At 70.6% G+C, this 25078-nt stretch carries 3 protein-coding genes and 1 pseudogene; 1 reads left to right on the top strand and 3 read right to left on the bottom strand.

Going from position 1 to position 25078, the window contains the following annotated elements; translation table 11 throughout:
- Positions 1-33: 33 nt before the first annotated feature.
- The 3 genes and pseudogenes from AVL48_RS01085 to AVL48_RS01075 all read right to left on the bottom strand — a co-directional run bounded on the left by AVL48_RS01085 (position 34) and on the right by AVL48_RS01075 (position 23954).
- The gene (locus tag AVL48_RS01085) at positions 34-243 is read right to left on the bottom strand and encodes an MbtH family protein (RefSeq protein ID WP_061982903.1); all 210 of its coding nucleotides are present in this window, start codon (positions 241-243) and stop codon (positions 34-36) included.
- Positions 240-22589, bottom strand: a pseudogene (locus AVL48_RS01080) (non-ribosomal peptide synthase/polyketide synthase); the annotation flags it as partial. The gene AVL48_RS01085 and the pseudogene AVL48_RS01080, both read right to left, overlap by 4 nt.
- 21 nt (positions 22590-22610) lie before the next feature.
- A complete protein-coding gene (locus tag AVL48_RS01075; protein WP_061982905.1) occupies positions 22611-23954 on the bottom strand; it encodes a lysine N(6)-hydroxylase/L-ornithine N(5)-oxygenase family protein in 1344 nt (447 codons plus the stop codon).
- Positions 23955-24092: 138 nt separating this feature from the next.
- On the opposite strand from AVL48_RS01075, the gene AVL48_RS01070 reads away from it, so the two are divergent.
- Complete coding sequence (locus tag AVL48_RS01070; protein ID WP_061982906.1) at positions 24093-25040, top strand: methionyl-tRNA formyltransferase; 948 nt, start codon at positions 24093-24095, stop codon at positions 25038-25040.
- Positions 25041-25078 lie beyond the last annotated feature (38 nt).

Raw genomic sequence — 25078 nt, 5'->3', positions numbered from 1 at the left:
AACGACCCAAATCACTCACGAGCCCCAATCGAATCAGGACTCCATGGCCTTGACGAGCGAAGCGGGCCGCAGATCGGTCCAGTTGGTCTCGACGTACTCGAGGCACTCGGTCCGCGAAGCCGGGCCGAACTTCGTGGTCCAGCCCGCCGGGACCTCGACGAACTCGGGCCACAGGCTGTGCTGGCCCTCGTCGTTGACCAGCACCAGGTACGTGCCGTCGGGGTTCTCGAACGGGTTCGTCATTCCTTGTTCTCCTTCTTCGTGGCCGGTGCGTCAGCCCGGCGGATGAGCGCGTCGAGTGCGGTGAACCAGCCTTCCGCCAGTTCCCGCACCGAGTCTTCGGTCAGTACGGCCTCCGGCCAGGACCACTGCGCGGTCAGTTCGGGGCCGCCGGGGCGGTCCTCGGTCAGTGCGTCGAGGGTGAGCGCGTGCGAGACCGGCATGTGATCGTCCGCCCCGAGTTCCGCCGCCTCGGCCTCCGCCGCGTACGACCAGTCCGTCGCCTCGGGGACGCCGATCCGGCCCAGGTAGTTGAACTCGATCTGCGGTTTCACGAACGCCGCCAGTTCGGGACCGGTACGCGGGTCGAGATACCGGAGCAGCCCGTGCCCGATCCCCGCGTCCGGCAGCCCGGCGAGATGCGCCCGGACCCGGTCGAGCGCGGCACCGGCGGCGGCTCCGCCCGAGAACGCGTCGTCCAGGTCCAGCTCGCCCGGATCGAGGCATACCGGCACGACGCTGGTGAACCAGCCGACCGTCCGCGAAAGATCCGCGCCACCGGCCAGTTCCTCCTCACGGCCGTGCCCCTCGACGTCGACCAGCACCGCGCGGCCCTCGTCCCGGCGCCACCGGGCGACGGCGAGCGCGAGCCCGGTGAGCAGGACGTCGTTGATCGTCGCCCCGAACGCCGACGGTACACGGGAAAGCAACGGAGCCGTCCGCTCGGCGGGCAGGGTCAGCGACACCTTCTTCACCGTGGCGGTCACGTCGCGTTCGTGGTCCAGCGGCCGGTCCAGCGGGAGCGGGTCCCCGCCGCCCAGTACCGACTTCCACAGGTCCAGCTCGCCCCCGCGGTCCTGTTCGGACAGTGCCCGCGACCATCGCCGGAACGAGGTGTCCACAGGGGACAGGTCCGGTTCGCGGCCGTCGGCGACCGCTGCCCAGGCGGAAGCGAGGTCCGGCAACAGGATCCGCCACGAGACACCGTCGACAGCCAGGTGATGGATCATCAGCAGCAACCGGCCGGGGCTCGACGGCCCCGCGTCGAACCAGGTCGCGCTCAGCATCACCCCGGCGTCCGGGTCGAGCCTGGCACGGGTCGGCTCCGCGTGCCGCTCGATCGAAGCGGCCAGGTCGCCGCCTTCGACGTCGACACGTTCGACGAGGACGTCGACGGTTTCCGCCACCCGGAGTGCCCAGCCGTCCACCGACCGGTCGAGCCGGGCACGCAGCATGTCATGCCGCGCGACGACGGCACCGAGTACCTTCTCCAGTTGGCCGGCGGTCATCCCGGACGGCGTCCGCACCAGGGCGGCCTGGTGGTACCCGGCGATCGGCCCGCCCAGTCCCCGTAGCGCGTGCATGATCGGCGTCAGTGCGACCGTGTCCTCGTCCGCCAGGCTCTCCGCGACCTCGGCGAGGGCCTCGACGGTCCGGTGCGCGAACACGTCGTGCGGGGTGATCTTCAAGCCGGCCGCACGGGCCCGGCTGACCAGCCGCATGGCGACGATGCTGTCCCCGCCGAGGGCGAAGAAGTCGTCGTCGGCGCCGAGTTCCGGCACGTCGAGCACTTCCGCGAAGAGCGCGCACAGCGCCTTCTCCCGCTCGGTTTCCGGCGCACGGCCACCGGCCAGCTCCGTGTAATCCGGCGCGGGCAGCGCCTTGCGGTCCAGTTTCCCGTTGGACAGTACCGGAAGCGTGTCGAGCGTGACGAACGCCGCCGGGACCAGGTAGTCCGGCAACGTCTCGCTCGCGAACCGCCGCAGTTCCCCCTGGTCCACAGTGGACACGACGTAGGCCACCAGCTGTTTGACCCGCGGCCGGTCCTCGCGGACCAGGACGACGGCCTGCGTGACCTCGTCGTGCCGTTCCAGCACGGCTTGGATCTCGCCCGGCTCGACCCGGAATCCGCGGATCTTCGCCTGGTCGTCGGCGCGGCCACCGAAGTCCAGCCGTCCGTCCGCGGTCCACCGGGCGAGGTCGCCGGTGCGGTACATCCGGGCACCAGCGGGACCGAAGGGGTCGGCCACGAACCGCTCCGAGGTCAGCGCGGCCCGCCCGAGGTAACCGCGGGCGAGACCGGCACCGGCGAGGTACAGCTCACCGGTGACTCCCGGCGGCACCGGCCGCAGCGCCGCGTCCAGCACGTAGGCGCGGGTGTTCGCGACCGGACGGCCGACCAGCGGCTTGTCGCTGTCGCCGATCCGCGCGACCAAGGCGTCCACTGTGGACTCCGTGGGCCCGTACAGGTTGAAGGCCTCGGTTCCGTCCAGGGAGGCCAGCCGACGCCACAGGCTCTCGGGCACCGCTTCGCCGCCGACCCCGATCACGGCCAGCGGGCACCGGTCGCCGTCGAGCAGACCGGCCTCCGCCATCTGCGCGAAGAACGACGGTGTGACCTCGATGAAGTCGAAACCGTCCCGGGCGATCATCGCGGCCAGCAGCTCGGGGTCGCGCCGGGTCTGTTCGTCCACGATGTGCACGGCGTGCCCGTCGAGCAGCCACAGCTGCGGCTGCCAGGAGGCGTCGAAGGAGAACGACCAGGCGTGTCCCACCCGCAGATGCGGTTTACCGGTGGCCTCGACCGCCGGCCGATGCAACGTGGCGCGATGACTGTGGAACAGGTTCACCACGCCGCGATGCGGGACGACGACCCCCTTGGGCGTCCCCGTCGAACCCGACGTGTAGATCACGTACGCCGGATGTTCCGGGAGGAGCGGGCGGACGCGGTCCCGGTCGGTCAGGTCGTGCGTGAGCCTGTCCTCGGTGACGAGTGCGCACAGCGCGAGCGTCTCGATCCCGGTCCGGGGCAGCGACTCCAGCAGCTCGGGTTCGGTCAGGATCACCTTGGGCCGCGCGTCGGCCAGCATCGCGGCCAGCCGCTCGGCCGGGTAGTCCGGATCGAGCGGCAGATACGCCGCGCCCGCTTTGTGCACGGCGAGGATCGCCAGCAGCACGTCCGCCGACCGCGGCAGCGCCAGCGCCACGAAGTCCTCCGGCCCGACGCCGTGCGCGACCAGTGCCCGGCCGAGGCGGTTGGCGCGGTCGTTCAGCTCGGTGAAGGTCCAGGTGACGTCGCCGGACACCACCGCCACCGCGCCGGGCGAGCGCCGGACCTGCGCCTCGAACAGACCGGCCACAGTGGACGGTTCGACGGCGATGGCCGCGCCGGTCCCGTCGCGCAGGATCCGGTCGAGTTCGGTCTCGGCCAGGATCCCGACCCGGCCGACGAGAGTGTCCACATCGGACACCATCGCGGTCAGCACCCGGTCCATCGCGACCGTGAGCCGTTCCGGCATACCGGCGTCGAACAGGTCGGCGCGGTACTCGGCGGTGAGCTTCAGCCTCGTGCCGGGTTCCACCGCCCAGGTGAGCGGATAGTGCGTGGAGTCCTCGTGACGCACGTTTTCCCCGCGCAGCCCGGCACCGGTCTCGTCCGCTTCCGCGCCCGGGTAGCTCTCGAACACCATCAGCGTGTCGAACAGCTCGCCGAGCCCGGCGCCACGCTGGATGTCGGCGAGCCCGAGGTGCTGGTGCGCGAGGAGGCTCGCCTGTTCGTCCTGGACCCGGTCGAGCAGCGTGCTCAGTTTTTCGGCGGGATCGACCGCGATCCGCACCGGGACCGTGTTGATGAACAGGCCGATCATCCGCTCGACCCCGGCCAGTTCGGGCGGGCGGCCGGCGACCGTCGCGCCGAACACGACGTCCGACCGCCCGGTCAGCCTGCCGAGCACGATGCTCCACGCCGTCTGGACGAGGGTGTTGAGGGTCAGCCCTCGCGTACGGGCCAGTCCGGCCAGCGCGGCGGTCGCCTGTTCCGGCAGCTCCAGGGTGCGGCGCTCCGGCAACGCCGGTGCTCGCTGGGGGTCGTGCGGGACGAGGTGGGTCGGTTCGGTCAGGCCGTCGAGTGCCTGCCGCCAAGCGGTCTCGGCCGCCTCGCGATCCTGGTCTCCGAGCCAGGCGAGGTGGTCGCGGTACTGCCTGGCCGGCGCGAGGTCCGCGCCCGCGTACAGCTGCGACAGCTCCGCGAACAGCTGCGGAACCGACCAGCCGTCGAGCAGGACGTGCTGGTGGGTGCACACCAGCCGGTGCCGCCCGTCCGGCAGGGCCAGCACCAGGAAACGCAGCACCGGCGCGGACGCCGGATCGAACCGGCGACGGTCGTGAGCCAGCTCCGCTTCGACATCGCCGTCCGATTCCACGAAACGCCAGGGAACCGTGACCGAACGCGCCACGAGCGCGACCGGACGGCCGGACGCCAGGTAGCGATAACCGGTGCGCAGGACCGCGTGCCGGTCGACGAGCGCCTGAGCGGCCTCCTGAAGCCGCCGCGGGTCGAGCGGACCGTCGAGTTCGAAGGAGACCTGGACGGTGTAGACGTCGGGCCCCTCGCCGTCCATCGTGGCGTGGAACAGCAACCCCGCCTGCAACGGCGTCAGCGGCCACACCTCGGCCGTGGCCGGGGCGACTTCGAGGATCTCGGCGCGTTCGCCCGCGTCGAGGTCGACCAACGGCTTCCCGCTCGCCGACGCGGGCGCGTCGAGCCGCACCGTGCTGACCTCCGCCAAGGCGGCCACGGTGCGGTGCCGGAAGACATCACGCGGGCTGAGCAGCAGCCCGGCGGTCCGTACGCGGCCGACCAGCTGCATCGCGACGATGCTGTCGCCGCCGAGGCGGAAGAAGTCGTCGTGGATACCGACCTTGTCCAGCCCGAGGACGCCCGCGACGAGCGACGCGAGCAGTTCCTCCCGCGGCGTGCGCGGAGCGTCGTCGGAGACCGCCTCGGCGAAGTCGGGGGCGGGAAGCGCCTTGCGGTCGAGCTTCCCGTTGGGGGTCAAGGGGAATTCGTCCAGCACCACGAACGCCGACGGCACCATGTACTCCGGCAGCGCGGCCTCCGCCTGCCGCCGGAGGTCTTCGATGTCGGCCGGACCGGCGAGGTAGGCGACGAGCCTGCCTTCGCGCAGGACCACTCGCGCAGGGCCCCGCCGGGAGAGCACGGCCTCGATCTCGCCCGGCTCGATCCGGAACCCACGCAGCTTGACCTGATCGTCGATACGGCCCAGGTATTCGAGGACGCCGTCGGAACGCCACCGCGCGAGGTCACCCGTGCGGTACATCCGCTCCCCCGCCGCGAACGGGTTCGCCACGAATCGTTCGGACGTCAGACCCGCCCGCCCGAGGTAGCCACGCGCCAGCTGTGTCCCCGCCAGGTACAGCTCACCGGCGACGCCCGGCGGAACCGGCCGCAGCCGGGCATCCAGCACGTGCACCCGGGTGTTCCACACCGGACGTCCGATGGGGACGGTGTCGTCGACGACCTTCCATGAGGTGACGTCCACCGAGGCTTCGGTGGGTCCGTAGAGATTGTGCAGCGGAACGTCCACGCGGGCGGCCAGTTCCGGCGGGAGCGCCTCGCCACTGCACAGGACCCGGCGGACCCCGTGCCAGCCCGGTTCCTCGGCGAGGAACGCCTCCAGCATCGAAGGGACGAAGTGCAGGGTTGTGATCCGCTGGTCGCGGATCACCGTCTCGAGGTACCGCGGATCCCGGTGCCCGTCCGGTTTGGCGACCACCAGCGTGGCGCCGGTGATGAGCGGCCAGAAGAACTCCCACACCGACACATCGAAACTCGACGGCGTCTTCTGCAACACCCGATCATCAGCCGTGAGACCGTACTCGTCCCGCATCCACAACAACCGGTTCACGATGCCGGAATGCGGCACCACCACACCCTTGGGCCGCCCCGTCGAACCCGACGTGTAAATCACATACGCCGGAGACTTCGGATCGACAACGCGGCCGAGATTCTCACCGGAATAGCCGTCGAGATCAGGCAGGGTATCGAGAACGACGGCAGGAGCCGCGTCTTCGAGCATGAACGCCAGCCGGTCGGCCGGGTAGTCGGTGTCCAACGGCAGGTAGGCGCCACCGGCCTTGTGCACCGCGTACAGCGCGACGACGAGATCGAGCGACCGCGGCAGCGAGACCGCCACCACCGACTCCGCGCCCACGCCCTGCTCGACCAGCCACCGCGCCAGCTGGTTCGCTCGCGCGTTGAACTCCGCGTAGGAAAGCTCGCTGTCCTCGAACACCACAGCGAGCGCGTCCGGCGTCCGCGCCACCTGAGCCTCGAACAACTCCGGCAGCGTCGTCGCCGGAGCGTCGTGCGAGGTGTCGTTCCAGTGCCCGAGGAGCGTGCGCTCGTCTTCGCCGACGACGTCGAGCGCGCCGACGGGAACCGTGGGATCGGCGGCCACCTGCGCCAGGACGGCGATCAGCCGCCGCCCGAACGCCTCGGCCGTGGTCTCGTCGAACAGGTCGGCGCTGTACTCGATCGCGCCCGAGATCCCGTTGACGTTCTCCAGGAACCCGAATTCGAGATCGAACTTGGCGACCCCCTGCGCGAAGTCCTCCTGGTCCGCGTGCAGGCCCGGCAGCTCCAGCCGGTCGCCCGATTCGGGCAGATAGACCACCATCACCTGGAACAACGGGTGCCTGGCGAGCGAGCGGTCCGGGTTGACCGCGTCGACCAGCCGCTCGAACGGCAGGTCCTGATGCTCGAAAGCGGCCAGGTCCGCCGACCGCACCCGCGACAACAGGTCGCCGAACGCGGGGTCGCCGGACAGGTCGGTGCGCAGTACGAGCGAGTTCACGAAGAACCCGACCAGTGGCTCCAGCCGTTCGTCGGTGCGGCCGGAACTCGGTGCGCCGAGAGGGATGTCGTCCCCGGCGCCGAGCCGGTGCAGCAGCGCCGCGACCGCGGCCTGCGCCAGCATGAACATGCTGACGTCGTGACGACGGGCGACCTCGCGCAGCCGTGCGGTGAGCGCGGCGTCGATCGGGAAGCTGACCAGGCCGCCGCGGTGAGTCGATTCCGCCGGCCGTGGCCGGTCCGTCGGCAGGGCGAGTTCGTCCGGTAGCCCGGCCAGCGTGTCCCGCCAGAACTCGAGGTGCTCGGAGGCCGTCGCATCAAGCAGTTCCCGTTGCCATAAGGCGTAGTCCGCGTACTGGACCGGAAGTTCGGTCCACTGTGGACCGTATCCGGCCAGCCTCGACTTGTACGCCGTGGCGAGATCGGCAATCAGCGGTCCTCGCGACCACTCGTCCGTCGCCACGTGGTGCAGCACCAGCAGCAGGACGTGTTCCGTCGGCGAGACCGCGAACACGGTGACCCGGATCGGGAGTTCCTCGTCGAGGGCGAAGCCGCGTCCGGCTTCGGCGGACAGCTGGGCAGGCAAGTCCGTCGCGTCGCAGAAGCGGACCTCCGGTCGCGCGTCGGCCAAAATCCGCTGTGCCGCGACGCCTTCCTCCTCGACGAACAGGGTCCGGAGTGTCTCGTGCCGCTCGGCGACGTCGCCGATCGCCGCCCGCAGGGCGCCGGCGTCCAGTTCACCGTGCAGCCGCCAGGCGAGCGGGATGTTGTAGGTGGCAGTGACCCCTTCGAGCCGGTACAGAAACCACAACCGTTGCTGCGCGGGGGAAAGCGGCAGCACGTCCGGTCGTTCACCCACACCAAGGACCGGTCGGGCCGACGACCCGGCGAGCCGTTCGGCCAGCGCCGTGACGGTGGGGGCGTCGAAAACGTCACGTACCGACACCGTGGCGTCCAGACTCGCCGAGATCCGGCTGACCAGCCGCATCACCAGCAGCGAATGCCCGCCGAGGGCGAAGAAGTCGTCATTGATCCCGACCCGGTCCACGTCGAGCACGTCGGCGAACAACGCGCACAAGGCCTCTTCCCGCGCGTTCCGTGGTTCGCGGCCTTCGGTGGCCGCGAACCCGGGCGAGGCGTATTCGAGAGAGGCGAGCGCCTTGCGATCGAGTTTGCCGTTCGGGGTCAACGGAATCTCGTCGAGGACGACGAACGCCGACGGCACCATGTGCTCGGGCAGCTTCGCCGCCACCGCGTCCCGCAACCCTGTGTCGGAGCCGACGACATAGGCGACCAGCCGGTCGTCCCGGGCCACGACCACGGCACGCGTGACGGACCCGGCCGCGGTCAGGGCCGCCTCGACTTCGCCGAGTTCGACCCGGAAACCACGGATCTTGACCTGGTCGTCGACACGGCCCAGGAACTCCAGGACCCCGTCGGCGGACCAGCGCGCGAGGTCACCGGTCCGGTACATCCGCTCCCCCGCGCCGCCGAACGGGTCGGCGACGAACCGCTCGGCGGTCAGTCCTGGCCGGGCCAGGTACCCGCGCGCGAGCTGCGCACCGGCGAGGTAAAGCTCACCGGGGACTCCCGGCGGGACCGGCTTCAACCGGGCGTCCAGCACATAGGTCCGCGTGTTCCACACCGGACGTCCGATCGGGACGGTCGGTGCCGTCCCGGCACCGGCGGGCCAGGCGGTCACATCGACCGACGCTTCGGTCGGGCCGTAAAGGTTGTACAGCGGGACGTCCACGCGGGCGGCCAGCTCGGACGGCAGCGCCTCACCACTGCAGATGACGCGCCGCAGTCCGGCGCACTCCGCCGTCTCCAGGAACAGCGCGAGCATCGACGGGACGAAGTGGACAGTGGTGATCCCCTCGGTGCGGATCAGCTCCGCCAGGTACGTCGGGTCCTTGTGCCCCTCGGGCTGGGCGACCACCAGCGTGGCGCCGGTGATGAGCGGCCAGAAGAACTCCCACACCGACACATCGAAACTCGACGGCGTCTTCTGCAACACCCGGTCATCAGCGGTCAGACCGTACTCGTCCTGCATCCACAACAACCGGTTCACGATGCCTTCATGAGGCACCACCACACCCTTGGGCCGCCCCGTCGAACCCGACGTGTAGATCACATACGCCGGAGACTTCGGATCCACCACCCGGCCCAGGTTCTCGCCGGAATAGCCGTCGACCTCAGGCAGCGTCTCCAAAATCACCGCGGGAGCAGCGTCTTCGAGCATGAACGCGATGCGATCCGCCGGGTAGTCGCGGTCGACCGGCAGGTAGGCCCCACCCGCCTTGTGCACCGCGTACAACGCGATCACCAGGTCGATCGAGCGCGGCAGGGCCACCGCCACCACCGACTCCGCGCCCACGCCCTCATCGACGAGCCACCGCGCCAGCTGGTTCGCTCGCGCGTTGAACTCCGCGTAGGAAAGCTCACTGTCCTCGAACACCACAGCGAGCGCGTCCGGCGTCCGCGCCACCTGCGCCTCGAACAACTCCGGCAGCGTCGTGACCGGGACTTCACGAGCCGTGCGGTTCCACTCGGTCACCCGCGCGAGTTCGTCGGCGGCGAGGATGTCGAGTGCGCCGACCGGCCGGTCCGGTGCGGCGGTGGCCTGCTCCAGCAGGGACGCGAGCCGGTGCAGCAGCCGTCGTGCCGTCACCTCGTCGGCGAGGTCTTCGGCGTACTCCAGCATCAGCGTGGCGGTGTGCTCGTCGTCGACCATCGTGAAGTGCAGGTCGAATTTCGCCATACCGGTGTCCATCTCGAACCACTCGGCGGGCAGGCCGAGCACGTCGTGGGCACCGGTTTGCCGGTGATAGCCCACCATCACCTGGAACAGCGGGTTACGACCCGGCACCCGGGGCGGGTTCAGCTCTTCGACGACGCGTTCGAACGGCAGGTCACCGTGCGAGAACGCGGCGAGATCCGCCTCACGCACCCTGTCCAGCAGGGCGGCGAACGTCGGCTCGCCGGAGAGATCGGTCCGCAGGACCAGGGTGTTGACGAAGAACCCGACGAGGTCGTCCAGTGCCGCGTCGGTGCGTCCCGCGATCGGGGCGCCGAGCGGGATGTCGTCCCCGGCACCGGTGCGGTGCAGCAGCACGGCCACAGCTGCCTGAAGCACCATGAACGGGCTCGCTCCCGCCTTCGCCGCCAGGTCACGCACGGCGGCCGACAGCTCCTGGGGCAGCTGGAACCTGACCTTTCCGCCTCGGCCGGTCGGCCGCGGCGGACGCGAGCGGTCCAGCGGCAGCGTCAGTTCCTCTGGCGCTCCGCGCAGGGAGCCCGCCCAGAAGGCGATTTGGCCGGCCCCACGCTGTTCGAGGAAGTCCTTCTGCCACAACGCGAAGTCCGCGTACTGCACCGGCAGGTCCGACCACAGGGGAGCGTCGCCGGTGCGCCGCGCCTGATAGGCCGAGTTCAGATCGGCCAGGAACGGGCGATCGGACCATTCGTCGGTCGCGCTGTGGTGCAGGACCAGCGAGATCACCTGGTCTTCGGCGCCGAGCCGCAGCACCCGCAGCCGGACCGGGATCTCGCGGGCGAGGTCGAAGGGCGTCCGCGAAAGCTCGGCGACGCGAGCGTCCAGCCCGGCCTCGTCGCACTCCTCGACGGCGAACGGGATCTCCGGCGCGTCGAGAACGCGCTGGTACGGCTCACCGTCGTCCTCGGCGAAGACGGTCCGCAGGACCTCGTGCCTGCCGAGCACGTCGCCCAGCGCGGCCCGCAGCGCGTCGAAGTCCAGCTCGCCGCGCAGCCGGAAGGTCAGCGGGAAGTTGTAGGCGACCGCGTTCGCTTCCATGCGGTCGACCAGCCAGAGGCTGCGCTGCGCGGCCGAAAGCGGGATCCGGTCCGGGCGTTCGGCACGGACCACCGCCGGCCGCGCCGGTTCACCGCCACCGGCGCGGGCGGCCAGTTCGGCGACCGTCGGCGCCTCGAACAGGTCACGGATCGCCAGTTCGGCCCCGAGTTCGGTCCTCGCCCGGCTGATCAGCCGGGTGGCCAGCAGCGAGTGGCCGCCGAGGTCGAAGAAGTTGTCCTCGACGCCGACCTCGTCCAGTCCGAGGACCTCCGCGAAGAGCGCGCACAGTGTTTCTTCCGCGGCGGTCCCGGCCGGGCGGCTTTCGGCGAGCCGGACCGCCGGATCGGCGTCCGGCAGCGCCCGCACGTTGAGCTTGCCGTTGTCGGTCAACGGCAAGCCGCCGAGGGTGACGAACGCGGCCGGGACCATGTAGTCCGGCAGCTCCGTCTTCAGCCGGTCCCGCAGGCGTTGCACCAGTTCGCCGCCGCCGCGTGCCGAAGTCGGGCTTGTGGCGTACTTGGCCAGGTTCGTCCCGACCGAGACCGGCAGGTGCACATCGGTGATCACCGCGTCCGGCTGTCCCCTGTGGACGAACACGGCTTCGAAGGCGCCGTCCGCGGACCAGGTGGTGTGCACACGGTGACCGAGCCGGTCACCGAGTTCGTGCACGTCTTCCGGCTCGACGCCGTCCACGGCACGGAAGCGCGCCAAGACGTCGATGAGTGGCGCACCGGCGTCCAGCGCCCGGGTCGCCTCGACCTCGGGCAGCTGCCGGGCGTCCGGGATCCGGCTCACCCGCAGGGTTTCCGCGTCCGCGAGCCGTTCCTCCAGCGCGGCGAGGGAACCGAGCTCGTCCCAGGACAGACGCGGTGCCTGTGCGACCGACAAGGTCTCCGCGGGCTCCTTCACCAGGACGGCGTCGTAGCGATACCGGCTCAGCTCGTTGTGCAGCCGGGCCCGTTTGATCCGGACCTGCGCCGCGACGTCCGGCAGTCGTCGTGCGAGCGCGGTGAAGTAGTCCGGATCGATCAGCAGTTCCTTCTCCAGCGCGGCACCACGTTCGATCGCCCGCCGTACCTGGGCCACGTCGGACGTCGCGTCGGCGCGGGTCAGCTGGATCGCGGTGTGGAAGGCGCGCGCGAGGCGCAGGTTCCGGACGTCACCGACGAACAGCGCGCCACCGGGCGTGAGCAGGCCGACGGCCTTCGTGACGACGTCGGTCAGGTAGTCGACGCTCGGGAAGTACTGGATGACGGAGTTGATCACGATCGTGTCGAACCGCCCGGCGGGCAGCCCGTCGAACACGTGCGCCGGCTGGGCGCGCAGGTTCACCTTCGCCGCCAGCTCCGGATCGCGCTCCAGCTCCCGGTTCAGTTTCGCGATCACCGGCGCGGCGAGGTCGGTGCCCCAGTACTCCCGCGCGAGCGGCGCGATCTGCCCCATCAGCAGGCCGGTGCCGACGCCGATCTCCAGCACCCGCTCCGGCTTCAGCTCGGCGATCCGGTCGACCGTCGCCTGCCGCCACTCCCGCATGTGCTCCAGCGGAATGGGATCGCCGTCGTAGCTGGAGTCCCAGCCCGCGAAGTCCTCGGTGAACAACGCGGTCGGGATCTCGGTGTACTCGTCCGAGTAGATCTGCCGCCATTCGCCGACCTGGTCGGCCTCCGCCTCGGCACGCGCGTCCCCGCTCAGTTCGGCCGGGACGACGTAGCCGATGAGCCGCTGCAGCCCTGGTGCCGACGGATCCGGCCGGGCGACGACGGCGGCCTGCGCGACCTCCGGATACCGGCTGAGCGCGGTCTCTATCTCGCCGAGTTCCACGCGGTAGCCGCGGATCTTCACCTGGTCGTCGGTCCGGCCGAGGAAGTCGAGGTTCCCGTCCGGCCGGCGCCGCACCAGGTCGCCGGTGCGGTACATCCGTCCACCGCCGTCGGCGAACGGGTCGGCGACGAACCGCTCGGCGGTCAGGGCGGGACGGCCGAGATAGCCACGGGCCAGCCCTTCGCCCGCGATGTACAGCTCACCCGCGACCCCGTCGGGGACCGGCCGGAGCCAGGCGTCGACGATGTAGGCGCGGGTGTTCCAGATCGGCTTGCCGACGGTCGGGGTGTCGCTGTCGGTCGTGCCGCCACCGAGGGTGTTGATCGTGTATTCGGTGGGGCCGTACAGGTTGTAGCCGTAGGTCCCGTCGGTGTCGCGCAGCCGGTTCCACACCGACTCCGAGACGGCCTCGCCACCGAGCAGCACGAGCGCGGGCCGATGCCGCCCGTCGCCGTCCTCCAGCAGCCCCTCCTCGATCAGCAGGTGGGCGTACGTCGGCGTCACGTTGACGACGTCGACCTGGTGCTCGTCGCAGTACGCCACGAGAGCCCGCGCGTCCCGCCGCAGTTCCTCGTCGCAGACGTGGACCTCGTGCCCTTCGACGAGCCACAGCAGCTCTTCCCAGGACATGTCGAAGGCGAACGACACGGTGTGCGCGATCCGCAGCCGCCGCCCGCCCGCCGACGCGATGGCCGGGGCGAAGATCGCGCCCTGGTGGTTGAGCTGCATGTTCGTCAGGCCGCGATACGGCGTGACGACGCCCTTGGGCTTGCCCGTGGAGCCGGAGGTGTAGATGACGTACGCCGGGTGCTCCATGCGGTCCGCGCGGCCCCGGGCGAAAAGCGGGCGTTCGGCGTCGGAGATCGGGCCGTCGCCGAACGCCCTGTCTTCATGGTCGTCGACCAGGATACGAGGGACGTCGCCGGGCAGCGTCGCCGAGACGTCCTTTGTGGACACCAGGCAGAGCGGCCCGGCGTCGGCCAGCATCACCGCGAGCCGGTCGGCCGGATAGTCGAGTTCCAGCGGCAGGTACGCCGCGCCGGTCCGCAGGACGGCGAACAACGCGACCACCATGTCGATCGAGCGCGGCAGGCCGAGCGCGATCACCTGTTCCGGCTCCGCCCCCTTCGCCAGCAGCAGGCGCGCCATCCGGTTGATGCGCGCGTCGAGTTCGGCGTAGGTCAGTTGCTCCTCGTCGAACACCAACGCGGTCGCGTCCGGGGTCCGCTCGGCCTGGACGGCGAGCAGATCCGCGATCGTGTCCTCGATGACCGGGTGCCCGGCCTCGGCCCAGCCCGCTTCGAGCGCGGCGCGGTCCTCGGCGGACACCGTCTCGAGCGCGCCGACGGGTTTCGCCGGATCGGCGACGATCTGCTCGACCAGTGAGGTGAACCGGCCCAGCACCGACGCGGCTTCTTCCGCGTCGATCACGTCGTCCCGGTAGGACAGCGTGATCCGGGTTTCCTCGCCCGGCGTCACCACCAGCGTCAACGGGTAGTGCGTCGCGTCGATGTTGAGCAGGCCGGTGATGCCGTGCCGATGACGGAGACCCTCGCGCCGCTCGTCGCCGTCGGCGTTGCGCAGCACGAAGAGCGTGTCGAACAGAACTCGATGCCCGGCTTCCCGTTGCAGGACGCCGAGGCTCATGAACTCGTACGGGGTCAGGTCCATCCGCTCGGACTGCAGGCGCCGCACCAGGTCCAGGACGGACTCGCCCGGGTCGAGCCGCACCCGGGTGGGCACGGTGTTGAGGAACAGGCCGATGGTGTTCTCGATGTCGGGCACGGCGGCCGGCCTGCCCGCGACAGCGGCACCGAACACGACGTCGTGCCGCCCGGTCATCGTCGACAGGACCAGGCCCCAAGCGGCGTTGAGCACGGAGTTGACGGTCAGGCCGTGCCTTCGCGCCTGTTCCCGGAGCCCGCGGCCCAGGTCGCCGGGCAGCACCGTGTCCAGGTTGACCGGGGTGGCCGGGGCCAGGTCCTGGCCGTCCGGTCCGAGGACGGTCGGTTCCGCGAGCCCGGACAGCGCTTCGCGCCAGGCGGTCGTGGCGGTCTCGATGTCCTGCCGCCGCAGCCAGCGGAGGAAGTCCACATAGGACCCGGCCGCGGGCAGCGTCCGGTCGTCCCCGCCGAGGTCGTACAGCGCGAACAGCTCCTCGATGAACAGCCAGGCCGACCAGCCGTCCCACAGCAGCAGATGCCGGTTCAGCACCACGCGGTCGCGCCCGTCCCCGAGCCGCACCAGCTTCAGCCGGAACAGCGGCGGGGCCCCGAGGTCGAACCGCGTCCCCCGGTCCTCGGCCATCAGTTCGTCGAGCCGTACCTGTCGTTCGTCTTCGGGCAGGGCCGAAAGATCCACTTCGGACACCGGAGGTTCGACGGTGGCCGCGACGAACTGCACCGGGCCGCGCAGCCCGTCGCTGGTGAAACCGGCACCGAGGCTCGGGATCCGGCGGAGCAACGCCGACACCGCCGTTCGCAGCCGGTCGGCGTCCAGCCGGTGGCCGAAGTCGATCGCTTCCTGGATCGTGTAGATGTCGACCCGGTCGGAGTTGTAGCTGGAGTGGAAGAACAGCCCTTCCTGCAGCGGCGAGAGCGGCCAGATATCGGCGACCGGCACCGGGCTGACCTTCTCGACGCGGGCGATCTCCTCCTGGGTCAGCGACACCAGTTCGACGTCGGACGGCGTGAGCCCCATCGGCGCGTCGGTGTCCGACGCCGCGAGTCCGGCCATGGCGGCGGCCCACCGGTCGGCGAGGGCGAGCGCTTCGGCCGGGCCCGCGAAGGTCGCGACCAGCCTCGGGCCGGTCTCGGTGTCCTCGCAGGCGACCCCGATCCGCAGCACGTGGTCACCGGGCGGCGGCACCGCCGCGTGCCCGGCGACCTGCCACTCCCCCGCTCCGGCGGGTACCCGGCCCGCGTACCGCAGGGCGATCCGCGGCCGGGCGAGACCGGCGAACAGCGGCGCGGTCTGCGCGTTGAGGTAGCGCAGCGAACCGTGGCCGCCGGGTGTCTTCCGGACGGTTTCCTTGACGGCCTTGAGCATCGCGAGCGGTTCGCCGGTCACGGTGATCCGCACCGGACGAACCGACGTCAGCGCGCCGACGGTGCGGGAGACGTCGTCCACCCGCCCATGGAGATCGACCAGGAGGTCGCCGTCGACAGCGGCTTTCAGCGCGGTCAGGAAGACGTCGGTCGCGTCGCCGTGCACAGCGGCGGGCAGCGGGCCGACGAGGGTCCGAGTGTCCTCACTGGACAGAGTGATCCGGCGCTCGGTGACTTCACCGGCGGTGGGGACCTCGAAGGCGCCGGGCGCCAGGGTTTCGGTCCAGTGGTCGACTTCGCCGAGCAGCGCGGGATCCTGCGCTGCTCCGGTGATCCGGCGGGCGATGGTCCTGAGCGAGGTCTCCACCGGTGTGAACGCGGGCGCGTGGCCATCGGTGACGGCGCGCCAAGCGGTGGCGAGATCGGCCGCCAGCGTCGCCCAGTCCCGCGCTTCCAGCAGGACCGGATGCGCGACCAGAAGCAGCTCGCCCGGCTCGTCGAACCAGACGGCCTGCAGCAGGCTGTCCTCCAGCCTGTCGGCGGCGTCCCGGTATTCGGCTTCGAGAGAGCCGGTCGCGCGGCGAAGCAGATCCGTCGCCTGAACCGTCCCTTGTGGACGGATTTCGAGCGACCACAGCACGGAAGCGACCCGGGAGAGTTCGAGCCGCAGACCGTCGTGGTGGTCGAGGACCAGTTGCAGGGCCGCGGCGAGCGTCTCGACGTCGGCCTCGGACGGCACGGCCAGGATCACGGACTCCGGTTGTACCCCGGAACCCAGCTCCCGGATCCGGAGGACCTCGGGCAGGAGCGGGAGCGAACCGACTCCGTCGGCATCCGCCACCGGACCCGGTTCCGTCCGCGGACCGGCGGCGGCGAGCGCGGCCGGGGTCCGGAGTTCGAACACGTCCTTGGGGCTCAGCTCGAAGCCCGCCCGGCGGGCGCGGCTCGACACGGCGATCGAGGAGATACTGTCGCCGCCCAGGAGGAAGAAGTCCCCGTGAACGTCCACAGTGTCCAGTCCCAGGACGTCCGCGAAGATCCGCGCGAGCGCGCGTTCCTGTTCGTTGCCCGTCGCCGCGATCACGGGCTGTGCGATTTTGGGCGCTGGCAGGGCCCGGACGTCGAGTTTTCCGCTGGGGGTCAAAGGGAATTCGTCGAGGACCACGAGCGAGCGCGGGACCATCGGAGCGGGCAGCGCCTCGCTCACCGCGGCTCGCAGCCGCTCCGGATCCGCGGCACCGGCCACGTAGCCGAGCAGCGCGCCGTCCTTCGCGACGACCGTGGCGGCCGTGACACCGGGCTGCGCGGCGAGGACGGCCTCGATCTCGCCGAGTTCGATCCGGTTGCCGCGGATCTTCACCTGGCGGTCGGTGCGGCCGAGGTACTCGATCTCGCCGTCGGCGCGGCGCCGGACCAGATCCCCGGTCCGGTACAGCCGCCGCCCCGGTTCGCCGAAGGGATCGGCGACGAACCGTTCGGCGGTCAGTGACGGACGGCCGTGGTAGCCACGGGCCAGCTGGACGCCGGCGAGGTACAGCTCACCGGCGACGCCGTCGGGCACCGGGCGGAGGTAGCCGTCGAGGACGTGCAGGCGGGTGTTCCACACTGGACGTCCGATGGGGACTCCCGCGCCCTCGGATCCGTTGACCCGGTGGAAGGTCACGTCCACGGCGGCCTCGGTCGGGCCGTAGAGGTTGTGCAGGGGGACCCCGGTGAGCGAGCGCCAGCGCGCGGCGACCTCGCCGGTCAGCGCCTCGCCGCTGGAGAAGACGCGCCGCAGGGAGCGGGTCCAGCCGAGGTCTTGCGTGACGTCTTCGCTGCCCAGGAACGCGGCGAGCATCGACGGCACGAAGTGCAAGGTGGTGATCTCGCGCTCCCGGATCACCCGCGCGAGATACGCCGGGTCGCGGTGGCCGTCCGGTTCGGCCAGCACCACCGCGGCGCCTTCGCAGAGCGCCCAGAAGAACTCCCAGACGGACACGTCGAAACTCGACGGCGTCTTCTGCAGCACCCGGTCCGCCGCGGTGAGCCGGTATTCGTGCTGCATCCAGTCGAGCCGGTTGACGATGGCGCGATGGGTGACCGCCACGCCCTTCGGCCGCCCGGTCGAGCCGGAGGTGTAGATCAAGTAGGCGGTGTTGTCCGGCCCGGCGGGGGTGCGCGGCACGTCGTCGACGTCGGCCTGGCCGGTCACGGAGACGTGTTCGAGCCCGGCGACCACGGGGATCCGTGAGGCCGTCCCGGGTTCGGACACGACGAGACGCGCGCCGGAATCGGCCAGCATGTGTTCGAGCCGGTCGGCGGGGTAGTCGAGGTCGACGGGCAGATACGCGGCCCCGGCCTTGAGGACGCCCAGCAGGGCGATCATCAGTTCGGCCGACCTCGGCACGGCGACGGCGACGACCTCTTCGGGACCGGCCCCCGCCGAACACAGCCTCCTGGCCAGCGCCTCCGCGCGGACGTCGAGGTCCGAATAGGACAGTTCGGTGTCCTGGAACACCACCGCTGTCGCCGACGGCGTCCTGGCGACCTGCTCGGCGAACGCCTCGGCCAGCGTGCGCTCCGGAACCGGATGCGCGGTGGCGTTGAGGTCGGCCAGGCGACCACGTTCGGCGGACGACAGCAGATCGACGGCGGCGACCGGCAGAGCCGGGTTCGCGGTCAGCGTCTCCAGCAGCCGCGCGAATCGTTCCGCGAGCTGCCCGGCCGCGACCGCGTCGATCCGGGCGGCGTCGAACTTGAGGCTGAACTCCAGGTCGTCCCCCGGGGTCGCGATCAGCGCGACCGGGAAGTGCACCGCGTCGGTGACCTCGACGCCGGTGAGGCGGACGGTTCCGGACGGACCCACGCGCTCGTCACGCGGGAAGTTCTCGACGACGACGAGCGTGTCGAACAGTTCTTCCTGGCCGGCACCGGCGATGCGCCGCAGTTCGCCGAGGCCGAGGTGCTGATGCTCCAGCAGCGCGGACTGCTCGTCCTGAAGCCGCCGCAGCACGGTGGCGAAGGTTTCGGCACCCGACCAGCTCAACCGCACCGGCACCGTGTTGATGTACAGGCCGATCGCGGCTTCGAGACCGTCGGCGCCGGTGTCACGACCGGAGACGGTGCTGCCGAACAGCACGTCGTCGCGGCCGGTGAGGCCGCCGAGCAGAAGCCCCCAGGTGCCATGCAGGACGGTGCCGAGGGTGAGCCCGTGCGCTCGGGCCATGGCCGACAGCTCCGCCGTCGCCCGCCCGCCGAGGCTCAGTCGCACCCGCGACGGCTGCCGCTCGTCCTTGGCTGGTGCGTCGATCAGCCGGGTGGGTTCGTCCACCCCGGACAGGGCTGTGCGCCAGGCTTCGCGGGAAGCCTCGTGGTCGCGCGCCGCGAGCCGCCGCAGATGGTCCGTGCGCGAGTCCACCTCCGGGCGCGGGTCGTCCGCTCCCGCATAGGCCGCCAGCAGTTCGCGGAGCAGCACCACGACCGACCAGCCGTCGGCGATGATGTGGTGGAACGTCAGCGCCAGTTCGGCCCGGTCGTCACCGAGCCGGGCGAAGGTCGCCCGCAGGAGGGGCGGCCGGGCGAAGTCGAACCGGCGCTTGCGATCGGCCTCGAAGGCTGCCGCGGCGTCCTCGGCGGTCACTTCACGCCAGGGCAGTTCGGCGTGCCGGGTCACCAGCTGGACGACCCGGCCGCCGTCGAGCTGACGGAAACCGGACCGCAGCGACGAATACCGGTCCAGCAACGCCTGCACCGACCGGCGCAACGTGACGGCGTCGACCGGTCCTTCGAGGTGCAGCACCTCCTGGACGGTGTAGATGTCGGCGGCCGAACCGCCCTCGAACTCCGCGTGGAAGAAGAAGCCTTCCTGCAACGGCGTCACGGGCAGGACGTCGGCGTACTCGGCGAGCGACGCGCGCTCGGCGCCGGTCAGGTCGAGCAACGGCCGCTCGTCCGCAGTGGACTCGGCGGACACGGCTCCGGCGCACGCGGCCAATGCCTCGGGAGTCCGGTGCTGGAACACTTGGCGCGGGGTGATGGCGAGGCCCTGTTCCGCGGCGCCGAGCACCAGCCGGATCGACAGGATGCTGTCGCCGCCGAGGGAGAAGAAGTCGTCGTCGGCACCGGCCGAGGCCAGCCCGAGGACCCGCGCGACGACGTCGCACAGGATTCGTTCCCGCTCGGTCCGCGGCGCGCGGCCGGTGGCGGCGGCCCCGAAATCGGGCAGGGGCAGCGAAGTGCGGTCCAGCTTGCCGTTCGGCATGATCGGCAGCCGGTCGAGTTCCACGAACGCGGACGGCACCATGTAGTGCGGCAGCGCCGATTCCGCGTGACCGCGCAGTTCCTTCGACAGCGACGGCGAACCGCCCGCCTCCGGGACGAAATACGCCACCAGCCGCCGATCCCCCGGCTTGACCTCGCGCGGCACGACGGCGATCCGGTCGACCCCGGGATACGTGGCGAGCGCGGATTCGACCTCACCCGGTTCGATCCGGAAGCCCCGGATCTTGACCTGGTGGTCGGTGCGGCCCAGGAAGTCGAGGTTGCCGTCGGCACGCCAGCGGACCCGGTCGCCGGTGCGGTACATCCGTTCGCCGGCCCCGGCGAAGGGATCGGCGACGAAGCGCTCCGCCGACAGGCCCGGACGTCCGGCGTAACCCCGCGCGAGACCGCGGCCACCGACGTACAGCTCACCTTCGACGCCGACCGGCACCGGCCGCAGCGCGGTGTCGAGGACGTAGCAGCGGGTGTTCGGATCCGGTCTGCCGATCGGGATCGGCCCGGTCCAGCCGGGCTCGGCCGCCCACAGCGTGGAGTTCACCGTCGCCTCGGTCAGTCCGTACGCGGCGATGACCCGCAGGTCTTCGGCCCAGCGCGCGATCAGTTCCGGTGGAACGGTTTCGGTGCCGACGATCAGCACCGCGCCCTTCGGCAGTTCGCAGTCCGGCGGCAGGGCCGCGACCAGCGACGGCGGCAGGATCATGTGCGTCGCCTCGTGGGCGGCGATGTACCCGGTCAGCTCGACACCCGCGACCCGGCGGTGTGACGGCACCACGATCAGCGTTCCGCCGACGCACAGCGACATGACCAGATCCCAGACGGTCACGTCGAACCCGGTCGAGGCGAACTGCACGACCCGGCTGTCCGGGCCGATGCCGATCCGTTCGGTCGCCGTGCTGATCAGGCTCCCGATCCCGTCATGGGACAGGACAACGCCCTTCGGCTTCCCGGTCGAGCCCGAGGTGTAGATGACGTACGCCGCCCGGCTCAGCGTGATCCCGCTGACATCCACAGTGGACGCGTCGAGGGCCCCGAGTTCGGCGGCGATCGCCGGATCGTCGAGCAGGACCCGTTCGACGTCCACACTGGACGGCAAGTGCGCCACCTCGTCCATTGTGGACACCACGACACCCGCGCCCGCGTGGGAAAGCATGTACGCGACGCGGTCTTCGGGATGGTCGAGGTCGAGCGGAAGGTAGGCCGCCCCGGCCTTCATCACGGCCAGGAGCGCGACGATGAGCTCCGCCGACCGCGGCATCGCGACCGCGACGACATCCTCGTCACCCACACCCCGGTTCCGCAGCAGCCGGGCGAGCCGGTTGGCGGCGGCGTCGACCTGGGCATAGGTCAGCCGGACGTCCTCGCAGACGACGGCCTCGGCATCCGGCTTCAGTGCCACTACCCGGTCGAACGCCTCGGGCCAGGACACCTCCGGCGAATCCGCCACCGCGGTGCCGAGCTCCAGCACCTCGGCCCGTTCCCCGGCCGAGAGCAGGTCGATCGCGGCCAGCGGCAGCTCCGGCCGCGCCACCAGGTCGGCCAGCACCGTCGCGAACCGGCGACGGTGCTCGGCCAGCTCGGCGTCCGAGGACACGGCCGCGTCGGCGTCGAAGTCGAAGCGCAGGCCCCGGCTTTCATCGGCGTCGTAGACGGCGATGGCGACGTCGCTGATCGGCCCGAGTTCGAGGTTGTGCACGGTGGCGCTCGCGTCACCGAACGCGAGTTCGCCGTCCACCGCCATGAAGTTCACGCTCAGCCCGACGAGTTCGTGCACCCCGCCGCTCGCGCCGAGTTCCCGCGCGAGGTCCTCGCCGCGGTACCGGCTGTGCTCCAGCAGCGCGGAGACCTTCTCGGCGACCTGGGCGACCAGCCGCGCCGGCGTCGTCTCGGGCCGCACGGTCAGGCGCAGCGGCAGGACGTTGGACATCATCCCCGGCTGCTCGCGCAGGGCACGGGTGGTGCGCGCGGTGACCGGCAGGCCGAGGACGAGGTCTTCGGCTCCGGTCACGCGGTGGGCGTAGGCCGCCACCGCGGCGATCGCCACCCGGGACAGCCTCGTTCCCGCGTCGAGCGCGAACTTCCGCAGATGACCGGTCTCCGCCGCCGTCAGCTCCCAGGAGTGCCTTCGCAACCTGGCCGGACCTGCCGAAGCGCGTTCGAGCAGCCGCACCGGGTTCGGCCTGCCCGCGAGTTCACCGAGCCAGTAGGCGTGGTCGGCTGTCGAGTCATAGGCGGCCTCGGCCTCGACCAAGCCCGAGAGCGGCCATGTCACCGTCTCGGTGGTTCCCGAGTAGAGCGCCGCCGCACGGCGGGTCAGGACCGCCTGCCCGTGCGCGTCCATCACCAGATGGTGGTAGCGCTGGAACCAGCGGACCCGGTCCTCGGCCAGCACCAGCAGCGCGTGCGCGGTGAGCGGGCCCCGGGCGAGGTCGGCCACCGCGGCCAGTTCCGCTCGCGCCCAGTCGTCGGCCGCCCGCTCGGGATCCGGCTCGCCGGTGAAGTCGAGCACGGCGACCTCACCCGGCGCGGCCGGGAACTGGACCGGCTCGCCGTCCTCGAATCCCACCGTGACGTGCAGGCACTCCGCCTCCGCGACCGCCCGCCCGACGGCCTCACGCAACCGGGTGAGGTCGAGGTCGCCCCGCAGCTCCGCGAACCAGCCGATCGTGTAGACCGGGTCGGCCGGGTCGAGCTGCTGTGCGAGCCAGATCCCCTTCTGGGCCGGAGTCAGGGGAAAGCCGCGGTTCATCGGGATTGCCTCCACCGTTCGAAAAGACTCGACGTCGTCTGCGGGTCAAGCGGGGCTGAAGCCGGTCACCGCGTACTCGGGCCGGGACGCGCCGGTCCCCCTCCGGTCCACAATGGACTGGAGGATCTCGCCGACCCGGACCGCGGTGTTGGACAGCAGCGACGACGTGATGCCGTGCGTGTGCTCGGTACCGCCCTGGAGGTAGATCCCGCCGTCCAGCGGCGGCTCGGTGACGATCCGGTAGTCACGTTCGACCCGCAGCCTGCCCTCGTCGTCGCGCGCGCACGCGGAGGCGAGCTCGCCGAGCAACGGGGTCGGGTCCGCCGGGCTGTACCCGGTCGCGTACACCACGAAATCGGCGTCGAGCCGGGTCCGCTCGCCGGTCTCCAGCGCTTCGATGGTGACCCGGACCCCGGAGCCGGTGTCGACGACTTCGGTGGGCCGGGAGACGTTGATCAGCTTCAGGCGTTCGACTCCTTGCACCTTTTCGCGATAGACGCGGCGGTACAGCTCGTCGATCAGGTCGATGTCCACGGCCGAATAGTTGGTCGCGCCGTGATAGCGCATCAGCCGTTCCTTGACCTCGTCCGGTGCCGCGTAGAACCGACCGACCGCTTCGGGGTCGAAGATCCGGTTGGCGAACGCGCTGTCGTCGGCCGGGCTGTAGCCGTAGCGCGCGAAGACCGCGCACACCTCGGCCTGCGGGAAGCGGTCGTGCAGCAGCGCGCTGACCTCGGCGGCACTCTGCCCGGCGCCGACGACGACGAACCGGCGCGGCTCCTCGGCGGCCATCCCCTCGACGCGGTGCAGCAGTTCGCTGTTGTGCAGGATCCGGGTACCCGGTGTGACCCCTGCGGGCAGATTCGGCCGCAGTCCGGTGCCCATCACCAGGTTGCGGGCACGCAGGTTCACCAGTTCGCCGCCGGTGCGGGCGTGGACGTCGAAGAACACGATTAGGTCGCCGTCGAAGACCGGCGTGACCGAGAGGACCTCGGTGCCGTAGGAGACCACGTCGTCGACCTTGGCGGCCGCCCACTCGAAGTAGTCGTGGAACTCGATCCGCAGCGGGAACAGGTTCTTGTGGTTGATGAAATCGACCAGCCTGTCCCTGCTGTGCAGATACGACAGGAAGCTGAACGAGCTCGTCGGGTTCCGCATCGTCGCGAGGTCCTTGAGGAAGGAGACCTGCATGGTGGCGTTGTCGAGCAACATCCCGCGGTGCCAGCCGAACCGGACCTGGCGCTCGAGGAAGTGGGCCGTGACGGTCTCGGCCCCTGGCGCGGCGTTGTGTTCGGCGACGGCGATCGCGAGCGCCAGGTTCGACGGCCCGAACCCGACCCCGACCACGTCGTAGACCGGAACCCGTTCACCGACCAGTGCTCGTGCCATCTTTTGAACCCCTTGCGCGGCTCAGCCGCATCTCGGTACTTCTAACAAAGACCAGGGAACCCTAACCTAAGTTAGGTGAGGCTCAACTAGTACTTTCAGTGGTGATATTCATCCCTCGACCAGGAGGAGGCCGGTCCCATGCGGGTCGCCATGTTCGGATACCAGACCTGGGGACACCGCACCCTGCGGGCGTTGATCGACGCGGGTCACGAAGTCGCCCTCGTCGTCACCCACCCGAAGAGCGACCATGCCTACGAGAAGATCTGGTCCGATTCCGTCGCCGACCTCGCCGAGGCCAATGGGATCCGGGCCCTGCTGCGGCAGCGTCCCGACGACGCCGAACTGCTCGCGGAGCTGAAGGAAGCCGATCTCGACCTGATCGTCGCCAACAACTGGCGCACCTGGCTGCCGCCCGAGATCTTCGAGATGCCGCGCCACGGCACCCTGAACGTGCACGACTCCCTGCTGCCCGCCTACGCCGGTTTCTCCCCGCTCATCTGGGCGCTCATCAACGGCGAACCCGAGGTGGGCGTCACCGCCCACCTGATGGACGCCGACCTCGACGCGGGTGACATCGTGCTGCAGCGGTCGGTCCCCGTCGGGCCCAAGGACACGACAACCGACCTCTTCCACCGGACGGTCGACCTCATCGCCCCGATCACCACCGAGGCCATCGAGCTGATCGCGAGCGGGAACTTCACCCCGGTCACCCAGGACCGGTCGAAGGCCAGCTTCTTCCACAAACGCGCCCTCCAGGACAGCCTCATCGACTGGTCCTGGCCCGCCGACGAGATCGAGCGGCTGGTGCGGGCGCAGTCCGACCCGTATCCCAACGCCTTCACCTACCACCGCGGGAAGCCGCTGCGCGTCGTCCGCTCCTCGGTGTCGGTGGGCCGCTACGGCGGAACCCCGGGGCGGATCTTCATCCGTGAAGGTGAGGGTGTCGTGATCGTCGCCGGCCCCGAATCCCGTCGCGGCCGCTCGCACGGGCTCGTCATCGAGCGGGTCCGGACCGAGGACGGCACCGAACTGGCCGCGACCGAGTACTTCCGCACCATGGGCGGATATCTCACCGCACGCCCCTGACCCGCGGTTTCCAGGACCGGAGAAAAAACTCATCGCGG

This window comes from Amycolatopsis regifaucium (assembly GCF_001613935.1).
Classification (GTDB): Bacteria; Actinomycetota; Actinomycetes; order Mycobacteriales; family Pseudonocardiaceae; genus Amycolatopsis; species Amycolatopsis regifaucium.
The sequence above is the reverse complement of the archived record's forward strand: the minus strand, read 5'-3'. Positions and strand labels throughout refer to the sequence as shown.

What these genes read in the sequence shown, in the direction of transcription:
- AVL48_RS01085 (WP_061982903.1), bottom strand. Translation starts at nt 243, where the DNA reads ATGACGAACCCGTTCGAGAACCCCGACGGCACGTACCTGGTGCTGGTC.
- AVL48_RS01075 (WP_061982905.1), bottom strand. Translation starts at nt 23,954, where the DNA reads ATGGCACGAGCACTGGTCGGTGAACGGGTTCCGGTCTACGACGTGGTC.
- AVL48_RS01070 (WP_061982906.1), top strand. Translation starts at nt 24,093, where the DNA reads ATGCGGGTCGCCATGTTCGGATACCAGACCTGGGGACACCGCACCCTG.